The organism is Achromobacter sp. UMC46, from assembly GCF_014170335.1.
Classification (GTDB): domain Bacteria; phylum Pseudomonadota; class Gammaproteobacteria; order Burkholderiales; family Burkholderiaceae_B; genus Achromobacter.
In genome coordinates, this window is sequence record NZ_LZZS01000005.1 from 358,240 (window position 1) to 371,258 (window position 13,019).

The following is a 13,019-nucleotide window of genomic DNA, read 5'->3' on the forward strand; positions in this document are numbered from 1 at the left end:
AGGACGCCAGACATGACGCAGGCCTACACCGCCCCGCCCTTGTCGCGCCCGTTTGCGGCGCCCTTCCCGGTGCGCAGCGCCGCCGACGTCCAACGGCTGCAATCGCGCCCGCTGGACGAAACGCTGACGGTGCAAAGCACCTACGAGATCTTCCGCAATTCGGCCGCGGCCTTCGGCGACAAGACCGCGCTGACCTTCCTGCGCACGGCTGGGCCGGAAGACGAGGCGGTGCGCTGGAGCTACCGCGAATTGCTGGCCGGCATCCATCAGACGGCCAACCTGCTGCATGACCTGGGCGTGCGCGCGGGCGACGCGGTGGGCGTGATCCTGCCCGGCTGCCTGGAATACCATCTGGCGCTATGGGGCGGCGAGGCCGCCGGCATCGTCCAGCCGCTGAATCCGCTGCTGACCGAAGACAAGCTCGCGTCCCTGATGACGACGGCCCGCGCCAAGGTGCTGATCGCCTATGGGTCGGACGCCGAATGCGGCACCTGGTCCAAGGCCTTGCGGCTGCGCGAACGCGTCCCCACGCTGCAGACGCTGCTGCGCGTGGCGCCGCTGGACGAGCCCCTGTCGGCCCGCCCCGCCTTGCCGGACTATGCGCTGGACTTCAATGCCAACCGCTCGGCGCAACCCGCCGACCGCCTGCTGAGCGAACGCGTGATCCGCGCCAGCGATGTCGCGGCGTACTTCCACACGGGCGGCACCACCGGCGCGCCCAAGCTGGCCATCCACACCCATGCCAACCAGGTCTTCACGGCCTGGGCCGCCGTGCAGTTGCAGAACGCCGGACCGGGCGACGTGGTCATCAACGGCTACCCGCTGTTCCACGTGGCGGGCGTGCTGCCGGCATCGCTGGCCGCCTTGTCGGCCGGCGTGGAAACCGTCATTCCCACCACGATGCTGCTGCGCAACCGCGATGTGCTGCGCAACTACTGGCGGCTGGTGGAAAAGCACCGCGCTACCTCGCTGCAAGGCGTGCCGACCATCCTTGCCGCGCTGGCCGACGTGCCGCTGGACGGCGCCGACATCTCTTCGCTGCGCTATTGCCGCACAGGCGCGGCGCCGCTTCCGGCCGAACTCGCCGCGCGCTTCAAGCGCCTGTTCGGGCTGCATGTGAATGAAAGCCTGGGCATGACCGAGATGGCCGGCATTTCGTCCATCACGCCGCCCGGTTCGGAATTCCCCGTGAACTGCGTGGGGTTCCCGCTGCCCTACGTGCAGGTGCGGATCGTGGGCCTGGACGTCCCGTCGGGCCAGGCGGCGCGCGACCTGCCCGCTGGCACCGCCGGCATGGTGCTCTTCAAGGCACCCAATGTGATCCCCGGTTTCCTCGACCCCGAAGACACCGCGCGCGCCTTCACCGAAGACGGCTGGCTGATCAGCGGCGACGTAGGGTTCATGGACGAACAGGGCCGGCTGCACCTGCAGGGCCGCGCCAAGGACCTGATCATCCGCGGCGGCCACAACATCGACCCCAAGACCATCGAAGACGCGCTGGCCACGCATCCGGCGGTGCATCTGTGCGCTGCGGTCGGCGCGCCGGACGCCTACGCGGGCGAATTGCCCGTGGCCTTCGTGACGCTGGCCGAAGGCGCCCAGGCGACAGAAGCCGAGCTTGTCGCCTATGCCGCCGCGCATGTGGACGAAGGGCCGGCCCGGCCCAAACGCGTCATCGTGCTGGACGCCATGCCCATGACCAACGTGGGCAAGATCTACAAGCCCGATTTGCGCCGCCTGGCCACCGCCGTGTCGGTGGAGGCCGTGGTGGCGCGCACCCTGCAAGCGGCTGGCCTGACGGAAGACGGCAAGATCTTCCGCGTGCTGGCCGATGCGCAACCGGACGTCGCCGTCGAAGCGTCGCCCGGCACGCCCGCGCCGCTGAAGGAGCAGTTGCGCGACGCCTTGGCGCGGTTGCCGGTGAAGGTCGCCTTGCGCGACTGAGCCGCCACCGTTCCACGCACCACCACAAGCCATAACAACACCACTGGAGACAACCCCATGCTCAAGAAGCCTCTGCGACGCGCCTGCCTGGGCGCCCTGCTGTTCGCCGCCGCCGGTGCCGCGCTGCCGCTTTCCGCCGGCGCGCAATCCGCGTTCCCCACCAAGCCTGTCACGCTGATCGTGCCCTTCCCGGCCGGCGGCTCCACCGACCGCCACATGCGCATCGTGGCGCAGGATGCCTCCAAGTACCTGGGGCAGCCGGTCATCGTCGAAAACCGTCCTGGCGCAGGCGGCACGCTGGGCACGGCCACGATGGCCCGCACGGCCAAGCCGGACGGCTACACGATCAGCCTGTACACGCTGGCGATGCTGCGCATGCCCTACATGCAGAAAAGCAGCTGGGACCCCATCAACGATTTCAGTTTCATCATCGGCCTGTCGGGCTACACCTTCGGCTTCACGGTGCGTTCGGATTCGCCCTACAAGACATTCAACGAGTACATCGAGGCCGCGCGCCAGAACCCCGGCAAGATCGACTACGGCTCCACCGGCATCGGCTCGTCGCCGCATCTGCTGATCGAGGAAATCGCCATCAACGCCAAGGTCAAGCTGAACCACGTGCCGTTCAAGGGCAACGCCGACATGCAGCAGGCGCTGCTGGGCGGCCACGTCATGGCGCAAAGCGACGCCACGGGCTGGGACCAGTTCGTCGATGCCGGCAAGATGCGGCTGCTGGTGACGTTCGGCGACAAGCGCACCACGCGCTGGCCCGATGTGCCCACCGCGCAGGAGCTCGGCTACAAGGTCGTGTCCACCTCGCCCTATGGCCTGGCCGGCCCGAAGGGCATGGACCCGGCCGTCGTGAAGACGCTGCATGACGCGTTCAAGAAGGCCCTGTTCGATCCGGCCAGCGTGGAGGTCATGAAGCAGCTGAACCAGGAACCGGCCTACCGCAACAGCCAGGACTACAAGGACTGGGCCCAGGCCACCTACGTGAAGGAAAAGGGCCTGATCGAGTACCTGGGGCTGATGGCGAAAGACTAGGCCGAGGAGCTTAGACGCTTAGGAGCTTAGGGGCCCGCTGCTTCCCGGATGATCTGGAAACAGCGTTCCCGGGTGATGCGCGTGGCCGGGCTGATGCTGCGGCCACGCAAGGCCACGAACGCGAAGTGCGCCTGGATCTCGAAATCCGGCGGCGGCGGCAGGCGGACCAGCTGTTGCGCTTGCACCCGCTCGCGCGCCGACGCCAGCACCCCGAGGAAGACCGCGTCCGACCGTTCGACGATATCGAACAGGTGGGAAATGTCTTCGCATTCCATGTGCAGTTCGAAGCCGGCCGGCGCGGCGGCGCCCGCCAGCCGCCGCCGGATTTCGGGGCTTAATCCCGTCGACACGACGGGATAGCGCAAGACGTCGGGCAACGCCGCGCCGCGCCTGTCCAGCAGCGGATGGCCCGGCCGGCAGACGAACCCCGAGCCCAGCGCGGGCATCGGCGCCACATCCAGGTCTTCTTCGTTGTCCAGCGTGCGGATATGCACGATCAGCGCATCCAGCGTGCGCTCGCGCAGGCTGACCAGCAGCGATTCGGTCGGGCCGCGCGACAGCTTGACGCGCAGTTTCGGGTACTGGTCCAGCAGATGCCGCATCAGCGGCACGCTCAGCAAGGCGCTGGGCGCCGCGCCCAATCCCAGCCGGATGGCGCCGGTTTCGCCTTGCGCCAGCATTTCGGCTTCCCGGCGGATTTCCTCTACCTCGGCCAGCACGCGGCGCGCCCGCTGCCCGACCAGGCGGCCCAGCGGCGTGGGTTCGTTGCGCTTGCCGATGCGGTCGACGAGCGGGCCCAGTTCGCCCTCCAGCAGCTGGATGCTGCGGCTGAACGCGGGTTGCGACAAGTGCAGCGCTTCGGCCGCCCGCGTGAACGAGCCGGTCTCCAGAAGCGCCGCCAGATGAGCAAGCTGAGAAAGGTTCATGGCCGGGCCCGGTTGATCATAGGCAGGTGAACCACATGCCGGCGCTGCCGCACGTGATCATGCACAAAACGCATTGTAATCAGCCAATCAATCGATTGGACAGATGAAACCCCGGCTTCTAGCATCCCATCCAGCACTCGGATCCATCACAAGGGGAATGCCATGAAAAAGAATCTGATGATCGCCGCCGCCGTATTGTCGGCGGGCCTTGCGGGACTGGGCGCCGGCGCCCAGGCGCAAGACTATCCCGCCCGGCCCGTGTCCCTGCTCGTGCCCTACCCGGCGGGCGCAGCCAGCGACATCACCGCCCGCGCCGTGCAGGGGTCGATGTCGCAGGCGCTGGGCGCGCAGGTGGTGGTCGAAAACCTGGGCGGCGCCAATGGCGCGCTGGGCGCCAACCGCGTGCTGAACGCCAAGGCCGACGGCTATACCGTGTTCCAGGGGTCGCCCAACGAACTGATCCTGGCGGGGCTGACCAACAAGTCCGTCACCTACAAGCCGGAGGACTTCCAGTTCGTGGCGCCGGTGGCCACTTCGCCCTACGTGGTGGTGACGCGCGCGGACCTGGGCGCGGCCAATGTGGACGAGCTGGTCGCGCTGGCGCGCCAGCGCAGCGTACCCTTGACCTACGGGTCGGGCGGCGCGGGGTCGATGATCCACCTGATCACCGCGGCGCTGGCCACCCGCACCGGCGTCGCACTGACGCACATCCCGTATCGCGGCGGCGCGCCGCTCATCACCGACATGGCCGGCGGCCAGATCGATTTCGCCATCATGCCGTATCAGGCGAACTACGAAGACCTGCGTCGCGAGGGCCGGCTGAAGATCATCGGCACGCTGAACCGGGAACGCCTGTCCGCCTTGCCCGACGTGCCCAGCGTGCAGGAAAGCGCCACGCTGAAGGACTTCAACTACACCATCTGGACCGCCTATCTGGTGAAGAAAGGCACGCCCGCCGCCGCAATGCAAAAGCTGCACGCCGCCGTGCAGGCCTCATTGCGCGACCCGGCCGCCCGCAAGACGCTGGAGGCGCAAGGCAAGATCCTGTTCGGCCCGCAGACGCTGGCCGAAGGCGACGCCTTCTACGCCGAGCAGGTAGCCGGCCTGGCCGACCTGGTGCGGCGCAGCGGCTTCCATGGCGACTAAGCGCCAACGACGCAACGATCATGCAGCGATGACCCAGCGCCACAACGCGGCAGCCACGCGGCCCGCCCCCCCGGCCCGCGCCGCCCTCCTTTCCTTCCGGACTATCCCATGACCGATTCCCTTGCCCCCGTCCTGACCCATCTGGCGTCCCGCCAGCCGCAGATCGAAGCGTGGCTCAAAGACTACCTGCGCATCCCCAGCGTCAGCGCCGACCCCGCCTACGCCGGATCCATGGACGACGCCCGCCGTTTCCTGTGCGAACGGCTGCGGGCCGAAGGCCTGCAACAGGTGCAGTTGCTGGACGGCGGCGGCGAACCCGCCGTGTATGGCGAATGGATGGGTGCGCCGGGCCGCCCGACGCTGCTGATCTATGGCCACTACGACGTCCAGCCCGCCGACCCCGTCGACCTCTGGCGCACCCCGCCCTTCGAACCCACCCAAATCGGCGACCGCCTCTATGCGCGCGGCACGTCCGACGTCAAAGGGTCGACCACCGTGGCGCTTGAAGTCCTGTTCGCTTTCCTGACCACTCGAAGCGCCTGCCCGGTCAACATCAAGGTGTTCATCGAAGGCGAAGAGGAAACGGGCAGCCCGACCTTGCGCCCGCTGATCGACCGCTACCCCGGCCTGCTGACCGCGGACGCCGTGCTGTCTGCCGATGGCGGCCGCGCCAGCGCCACGACGCCCACCATCAATACCGGCGCGCGCGGCAATGCCGCCCTGGAGATCAAGCTGCGCACCGCGTCCAAGGACCTGCACTCCGGGCGCTACGGCGGCGGCGTCAGGAACGCCCTGCACGAGATGGCGGCCCTGCTGACGACCCTGCACGGCGACGACGGGAGCGTCGCGGTGGCCGGTTTCCACGCCGGCGCCGAGGCCCCGACGCCGCGCCAACGCCAGGACACCGCGGCCTTTCCCTACGACGAGGCCGCCTTCTTCACCGACGTGGGCGGCGCCTCGCACGGCGAGCCGGGCTACAGCCCCCGCGAACGGATCACCCTGCGCCCGGCGCTGGACGTGAACGGCATGTGGGGCGGCTACACCGGCGTGGGTATCAAGACCATCATCCCCTGCGAAGCCCAGGCCAAGCTGACGGTACGCATCGTGGAAGGCCAGGACCCCGCGCAGATCATCCAGGCCGTGCTGGCGCACTTGCAGGCCCGCTGTCCGGCCGGCTGCGGGCTGGACGTGGTGGCGATGAATTCGGGGTCGCCCGCGGCCACGCTGCCCGCCGGGCATCCCCTGGTCGCGGCGGCTGAAGCCGTATTGCAAACGCCCGGCGGGCCAACGCCGATCCACGTGCGGCTGGGCGCCAGCGTCCCCATCACCTCCGTCTTCAAGGAGATGCTCGGCATCGATACGCTGATGTTCGGCTTCAATCTGCCCGACGAAGACGTGCATGCGCCCAATGAGTTCTTCCGCCTGTCGTCGATCCGCCAGGGCGTCGAAGCCTGGACGCGCCTGCTTGACGCCCTGGGGCGCTTCGAACCGGCCGCGTTCCACGCGCGCTGACGGGCGGTAAGCGCCGTGCGGGACGTGCCGGCCTTTTTTGTATACAAAAAATGTCTGCCTTTCCTGTTCGGCTTTTTGATAGACTGGCTGCCCGATGGTTTTTCCCTCCCGGCAGCCGCTGCCGCGCCCCATGACCCAGGAAGTCCAGCCAGATCCCAGCGCCGACGATATCGCCAGCGAAGTGGCCGCCGCCATCGTGGCGCACAAGCTACCGCCCGGCACCCGCCTGCGCGAAGAAGCGCTGGCGCGGGTCTACAAGGTCAGCCGCACCAAGATCCGCGCGGCGCTGCTGATGCTGTCCAAGGACAAGCTGATCAATATCGTGCCCGACAAGGGCGCCTTCGTCAGCAAGCCGGATGCGAACGAAGCCCGCGAGGTCTACGCGGTGCGCCGCATCCTCGAGGCCGCGCTGGCCAAGGAATTCGTGGCCTCAGCCACCGCCGCCGACTACCGCCGCATCGACGCCCATCTGGCCGAAGAACGCCGCGCGCTGGAAAGCGGAGACGTGCAGAAGCGCAACCACCTGCTGGGCCATTTCCATATCCTGCTGGCCGAAGCCGTCGGCAATTCGGTGCTGACGGGCATGCTGCGCGAGCTGTCCGCGCGCAGCGCCGTGATCACCGTGCTGTATCAAAGCTCGCACGACGCCAGTTGTTCGTCGCAAGAGCACCATGCCTTCGTCGAGGCCGCCCGCGCGGGCGACACGGCGCGCGCCTGCGCGCTGATGGACGAACATCTGGAACACGTCCAGACGGCGCTGAACTTCACGGAAGACGGCCAGGCCGGCGGCGACCTGGTCACCGCCCTGTTGAGCTAAGGCCAGTCAAGGCCCCGGGCGGCGCCAGCTTCCCGGCCCCAGCAGTTGACCCATGCGCTGCTGCAGCCAGGCCTCAGTCGCGCTCAGCGACGCGCCTTGCAGCCATAGGGTCCGCACCGACAGCATCGGCAACGACAAGCCCGCGCATGGCACGCGCGTAAGCGTCGTGCGGAAGCTCTCGTATTCCGCGATGTTCAAGGGCAGGATCGCCCAGCCCAAACCGTCCGCCACCATGCCGGCGATGCTGTAGAAGCTGTCGGTGCGCCACACGGCCGGGCTCAGCACCACATCGTCCACCCCCTCCATCTGCATGACCAGCTGCCGGTAGCGCGCCAGATCGCTGCGCGTCACCTCGGCCAACGCGGCCAGCGGATGCCCCGACGCCACGAAGACGGCCTGCTCGACATTGCCCAGATAGCGGTGCGCGAAGGCGCTGCCGGGATCGCCGCGGTCGAAGTGGAAGGCGACGCTGGCGCGGCCTTGCAGCACGTAGTCGGCCACTTCGGTCGCCGTGCCGTTCAGCTGCGTCAATTCCAGTGCGGGAAAGCGCGCCGCAAGCTCAAGCACCAGCGCGCCCAGCACCTGATACGGCAATGCCTCATCCAATGCGATCGACAACCGCGCGTCTTGCCCGGCGGCAAACGACAGCGCGCGCTGATCCAGGCCGCCCGCCTGGCGCAGCAGTTCGCGGGCTTCTTGCAGCATTACCTCGCCCACGGGGGTCAGCGTGGCGTTGCGCCGCGACCGGTCGAACAATTCCACGCCCAGGTCCGCTTCCAGCAGGCCGACCGACGTGCTGACGGCGGACTGGGCGCGGCCCAGCCCGCGCGCCGCGGCTGAAAACGAGCCCGCCTCCGCCGCCGCGACGAATTGGCGGAGTTGATCCAGGGTCCATTGCATGGCGCCTCCTTCTTTCCATCTATTTTATAGATGGAATCAAACTTCTTTTGGCAAATATTCAGATGAATAATGCCTGCCTTGGAGCCGGCGCCGTGATAAGGCGGCTGCCCGGATTCCAGTCGTCTCACAGGAGTAGAACTATGCAGCGGACTCATTCGAACGCTGTCGCCACGGCCGATCCGCGCCGCTGGCTGGTGCTGGCCATCGTGTCCATCGCCTTGCTGTTGATCGTGGTGGACATGACGGTGCTGTACACCGCCTTGCCCCGGCTCACGCATGACCTGGGCGTCAGCGCGTCGGCCAAATTGTGGATCGTGAACGTCTACGCGCTGGTCGTGTCGGGCCTGCTGCTGGGCATGGGCACGCTGGGCGACCGCCTGGGCCACAAGCGCCTGTTCATGATGGGCCTGGCCGTATTCGGTGTGGCCTCGCTGGCCGCCGCGTATTCGCCGGCCGCCGCCGCCTTGATCGCGGCGCGCGTGCTGCTGGCGGTAGGCGCGGCCATGATGATGCCGGCCACGCTGTCCATCATCCGCCTGACCTTCGCCGACGAACGCGAACGCGCCGTGGCCATCGGCATCTGGGCCTCGGTCGCCTCCGGCGGCGCGGCGCTGGGCCCCGTCGTGGGCGGCGTGCTGCTGGAGCATTTCTGGTGGGGCTCGGTGTTCCTGATAAACGTGCCGATCGTGCTGCTGGCGCTGCCGCTGGCCTGGCGCTGCATTCCCGCCAGCCGGCCCAGCGCCGCGCGGCCCTGGGACCTGGCCGGTTCGCTGCAGGTCATGGCCGGGCTGATCCTTTGCGCCTATGCGCTGAAGGAGCTGGGCAAGGCCTCCACGTCGTGGCTGCACGCGGGCCTGGCTTGCGCCGCAGGCGTCGCGATGCTGACGGTATTCGTGCGCCGCCAGCGCCGCCGCCCGTACCCGCTGATCGACTTCGCCATTTTCCGAAATGCCACGTTCAGCTCGGGCGTGGCCGCCGCGCTGTTCGCGGGCGCCGCCCTGTTCGGCATGGAACTGGCGGTCAGCCAACGCCTGCAACTGGTGCTGGGCATGTCGCCGATCGAGGCCGCGCTCTACATCCTGCCGCTACCCATCGCCGCCTTCGTCGCGGGTCCGCTTGCGGGCTGGCTGCTGGCCTACTTGAACGGCCCCCGCCTGATGTTCCTGGCGCTGACCGTCTCGGGCGCCGGCATGGGCGGCTACCTGTGGAGCTATGACGGTTCGTTCATGGCGCAGATGGCCAGCCTGACCGTGCTGGGCGTGGGCATCGGCGCCACGATGACGGCGGCCTCCAGCTCCATCATGCAAAGCGCCACGCCGGAACGCGCGGGCATGGCGGCCTCTATCGAAGAGGTGTCGTATGAACTGGGCGGCGCCCTGGGCGTGACGCTGTTGGGGTCGATTCTGACCGGGGTCTATGCGCAGACGCTGGACGTGCCCGCAGGCGTCTCCCACGCTGCGACGGTGCGCGAAAGCCTGGACGATGCGCTACTGGTGGCCGAGGGCCTGCCGGCGAATCTGGCGGCAACGCTGACGCAGGTGGCCAAGTCGGCCTTCGATACCGGCTACGCGGTGGTGATCGCGACCGCCACGGTCATGCTGCTGGCCACCGCCGCATTCGTGCTGCTGAACCGCACGCGCCGGCCGGCGCAGACCGCCTAGGCGTCTTCCGGCTGCCGGACGGCGCGCGCCAGGCCCGGCCTGGCGAATCGCCCGGTCAGCGCTTGCGGAAAGCGTTGTCCATGTCGGCGATCAGGTCTTCTTCGTGCTCCAGCCCGATCGACACGCGGATCAGCCCTTCCGACACGCCCGCCGCGTCGCGTTCGGCCGCCGGCACGCCCGAATGCGTAGTCGACGCCGGATGGCAGACCAGCGATTCGGTGCCGCCCAGGCTGACCGCCGACTTGAACAGGTGCAACGCATTGATGAAGCGGAAGGCGCGTTCGCGCCCGCCTTCCAGCACGAACGCGAACGTCGAGCCCGGCCCGGTGCACTGGCGCTTGTAGACCTCTTGATAGGCGCGGTCCGCCATCACCTCGGGGTGGAAGATCCGCACCTTTTCATACGGGTTGCCCGCCAGCCATTGCGCCACCTTCGTGGCCGTGCGCGCCGCCTGCTTCATGCGCAATACCACCGTCTCCATCGACCGCGTGATCATCCAGCACGAATGCGGATCCAGCTGCGAGCCGAACGCGCTGCGGATCGCGCGCACCTTCTTGATCAATTCCTTGGAACCCGTGACGGCGCCCGCCACCAGGTCGCTGTGGCCGCCCACGTATTTCGTCAGCGAATACACGCACAGGTCCACGCCATGCTCGGCGGGCTTCTGGAAGATGGGGCCCAGCAGCGTGTTGTCGCACACCGAGATCGGCCGGTAGCCGTGGCGCGTTTCAAACGCATCCAGCTCGTTCTTCATGGCCTCGAAATCGATCAGCGAGTTGGTGGGGTTGGCCGGCGTCTCCACATAGAACACGCGCACCGGCCCCTTGGCCGCGGCCGCTTCCAGCGCGGCGCGCATGTGCTTGGGCGACAAGCCGTCCTGGATCGGATGCGACCCGATGCCCCATTCCGGGAAGATCTTCGCGATCAGCGTCTCGGTGCCGCCGTACAGCGGCAGCGATTGCACCAGCTGGTCGCCGGGGCGCAGGAACGCCATCAGCACCGCGCTGATCGCGGCCATGCCGCTTGACGTCACCGCGGCGTCCTCGGAACCGTCCAGCAGGGCCAGCCGGTCTTCCACGATTTCCAGGTTGGGATGATTGAAGCGGCTGTACACCAGCCCCGCCGATTCGCCCTGCGGCAACGGCTTGCGCCCGGACACGAGATCGAAAAACGCCGCGCCGTCTTCCGCCGAACGGAAGGCGAACGTGGACGTCAGGAACACCGGCGGCTTGACCGCGCCTTCCGACAGGAAGGGGTCGTAGCCATACGACATCATCTGCGTCTCGGCATGCAGGGGACGGCCGAAGAGTTCTTTCTTGTGATAGGTCGAATACGTCATGGTGTGCCTCTTTCTCTGGGGTTCCAGCCGACCGGGCAGGCGCGTATCGCATTCGATGACGATAGCGCCGGCCGCCTCGGGATGTCTTGCAGTATGGGCGCAGGCCAACCCAATATTCTTTCCATTTCAGTCACAAGACCGGGATAATGAGAAACGTTGTTTCCCATCAGAACCAATTTATGAAAGACACTTCCTTGTTACATCAACTTGACGCGATCGATTGGAAAATCATGAAAATCCTTCAAGAAGATGGCCGCCTGAGCAACGCGGAGCTGGCCGAGCGCGTCTCGCTGTCGGCGTCGCCCTGCTGGAAGCGGTTGAAGCGGCTGGAGACGTCGGGCGTCATCCAGGGCTACCAGGCCATTCTTGACCGCCGCGCGTTGGGGATGGGCGTGGTGGCGTTCGTGAGCATTTCGCTGGAAAACCACAGCGAAAAGCTGTGCCACGCGTTCGAGGCCGCTGTGGCGGCCATGCCCGAAGTGCTGGCCTGCCACAACACGACCGGCCAACACGACTACCTGCTGCATATCGTGGCGCGCGATTTCGATGCCTATTCCGAATTCGTGCGCAACCGCCTGCGCACGCTTCCCGGCGTGAAGGAACTGCTAAGCACGCTGTCGATGCATGAAGTGAAGTCGTCGACCAAACTGCATCTGTAGGCCGCAGAGGCCACTGCCCGTTCGCGAGGGCTTGCCGCCTATTCCGCCACCGGCGGCATCTGGCCGGGCACAACGCGGTTGCGTCCCTGGCGCTTGGCCTGATACAGCCCGCGGTCGGCCACCAGGATCAGGTCGGTGCACGGCTGATCTTGGGTCGGCACCGCCGTGGCGGTGCCGATGCTGACGGTCAACCACGGGCCGGAGCCCGTGTCCTTCTGCGGAATCTGCATGGCTTCGACCGCGCGGCGCAGCTTCTCGGCGGCCAGCCTCGCGCTGCCCGCGGGCGTGCCCGGCAGCACCAGCGCGAACTCTTCCCCGCCAAAACGCGCCGCCAGGTCGGTAGACCGGTCGCAGCTGGCGAAAATGGTGTTGGCCACGCGCTTGAGCGCTTCGTCGCCCGCGATGTGCCCGTATGTGTCGTTGTAGGACTTGAAGTGGTCCACGTCGATCATCAGCATGCTGATCTCGCGGCCGTCGCGGCGCGCGCGCTGCCATTCGGCGTTGAGGTATTCGTCGAAATAGCGGCGGTTGCCCAGGCCGGTCAAGCCATCGGAATTCGTCAGGCGGCGCAGTTCCATATTGCTTTCCAGCAACTGCTGCTGGCTTTGGCGCAGGGCCTGGTAGGCCTCGTCGCGCTGCACCAGCGCCAGGTAGGACCGCGAGTGGTAGCGGATGCGCGCCACCAGTTCGATGGAATCGGGCAGCTTCACCAGATAGTCGTTGGCGCCGGCCGCAAAGGCCGCGCTCTTGATGGCCGGATCTTCCTTGGTGGACAGCACGATGATGGGGATGTCGCGCGTGACGGGATGGTTGCGGTATTCCTGTACCAGGCTCAGGCCGTCCACGCCCGGCAGCACCAGATCCTGCAGAATGACGGTGGGCCGCGTCTGGATCGCCACCGTCAGCGCCTTGTAGGGATCCGAGCAATAGTGGAAATCGATGTTGCCCTCCGTGGCCAGCGCCCGTCTGATCGCTTCGCCGACCATCACCTGGTCGTCGACAAGCAAGACCATGGCCGCGTGGGAATTCAGGTCCGCGGCGGGCGAGCTGTCAATGGGAGGGTGCATAGTG

At 67.2% G+C, this 13,019-nt stretch carries 11 protein-coding genes; 7 read left to right on the forward strand and 4 right to left on the reverse strand.

The annotated features are described in order from the left end of the window. Positions 1–12: 12 nt before the first annotated feature. Positions 13–1,944, forward strand: coding sequence for an acyl-CoA synthetase (locus tag A9973_RS09405; protein WP_183013494.1), 1,932 nt, complete (start codon positions 13–15; stop codon positions 1,942–1,944). A gap of 57 nt (positions 1,945–2,001) precedes the next feature. Further along, complete coding sequence (locus A9973_RS09410) at positions 2,002–2,988, forward strand: tripartite tricarboxylate transporter substrate binding protein (RefSeq protein WP_183013495.1); 987 nt, start codon at positions 2,002–2,004, stop codon at positions 2,986–2,988. 26 nt (positions 2,989–3,014) lie between these two features. Here A9973_RS09410 and A9973_RS09415 read toward each other — a convergent pair whose 3' ends face one another. Next, positions 3,015–3,914 (reverse strand): LysR family transcriptional regulator, encoded by a 900-nt coding sequence (locus A9973_RS09415; RefSeq protein WP_183013496.1) that lies wholly within the window; start codon positions 3,912–3,914, stop codon positions 3,015–3,017. Positions 3,915–4,076: 162 nt separating this feature from the next. Between A9973_RS09415 and A9973_RS09420 the strand changes: the two genes are divergently transcribed. The 3 genes from A9973_RS09420 to A9973_RS09430 all read left to right on the forward strand — a co-directional run bounded on the left by A9973_RS09420 (position 4,077) and on the right by A9973_RS09430 (position 7,389). Further along, on the forward strand, positions 4,077–5,060 hold the full coding sequence (locus tag A9973_RS09420; protein ID WP_183013497.1) for a tripartite tricarboxylate transporter substrate binding protein: 984 nt from the start codon (positions 4,077–4,079) through the stop codon (positions 5,058–5,060). 108 nt (positions 5,061–5,168) lie between these two features. Continuing rightward, complete coding sequence (locus A9973_RS09425) at positions 5,169–6,572, forward strand: M20/M25/M40 family metallo-hydrolase (RefSeq protein ID WP_183013498.1); 1,404 nt, start codon at positions 5,169–5,171, stop codon at positions 6,570–6,572. Between the two features lie 130 nt (positions 6,573–6,702). Then, positions 6,703–7,389 carry a GntR family transcriptional regulator gene (locus A9973_RS09430; RefSeq protein WP_183013499.1) on the forward strand — a complete coding sequence of 229 codons (687 nt, stop codon included), beginning with the start codon at positions 6,703–6,705 and terminating at the stop codon, positions 7,387–7,389. Between the two features lie 6 nt (positions 7,390–7,395). Here the strand turns inward: A9973_RS09430 and A9973_RS09435 are convergent, their stop codons facing one another. Continuing rightward, positions 7,396–8,289: a LysR family transcriptional regulator gene (locus A9973_RS09435; RefSeq protein WP_183013500.1), complete on the reverse strand. Its 894-nt coding sequence runs from the start codon at positions 8,287–8,289 to the stop codon at positions 7,396–7,398. Between the two features lie 140 nt (positions 8,290–8,429). On the opposite strand from A9973_RS09435, the gene A9973_RS09440 reads away from it, so the two are divergent. Then, entirely contained in the window at positions 8,430–9,950 is a 1,521-nt protein-coding gene (locus A9973_RS09440) for an MFS transporter (RefSeq protein WP_183013501.1), read from the forward strand. Between the two features lie 55 nt (positions 9,951–10,005). Here A9973_RS09440 and A9973_RS09445 read toward each other — a convergent pair whose 3' ends face one another. Further along, complete coding sequence (locus A9973_RS09445; RefSeq protein WP_183013502.1) at positions 10,006–11,289, reverse strand: cystathionine gamma-synthase family protein; 1,284 nt, start codon at positions 11,287–11,289, stop codon at positions 10,006–10,008. A gap of 179 nt (positions 11,290–11,468) precedes the next feature. On the opposite strand from A9973_RS09445, the gene A9973_RS09450 reads away from it, so the two are divergent. Further along, positions 11,469–11,948 carry an Lrp/AsnC family transcriptional regulator gene (locus A9973_RS09450; RefSeq protein ID WP_183013503.1) on the forward strand — a complete coding sequence of 160 codons (480 nt, stop codon included), beginning with the start codon at positions 11,469–11,471 and terminating at the stop codon, positions 11,946–11,948. Positions 11,949–11,986: 38 nt separating this feature from the next. Here A9973_RS09450 and A9973_RS09455 read toward each other — a convergent pair whose 3' ends face one another. Further along, positions 11,987–13,015 (reverse strand): PleD family two-component system response regulator, encoded by a 1,029-nt coding sequence (locus tag A9973_RS09455; protein WP_183013504.1) that lies wholly within the window; start codon positions 13,013–13,015, stop codon positions 11,987–11,989. Positions 13,016–13,019: the final 4 nt, after the last annotated feature.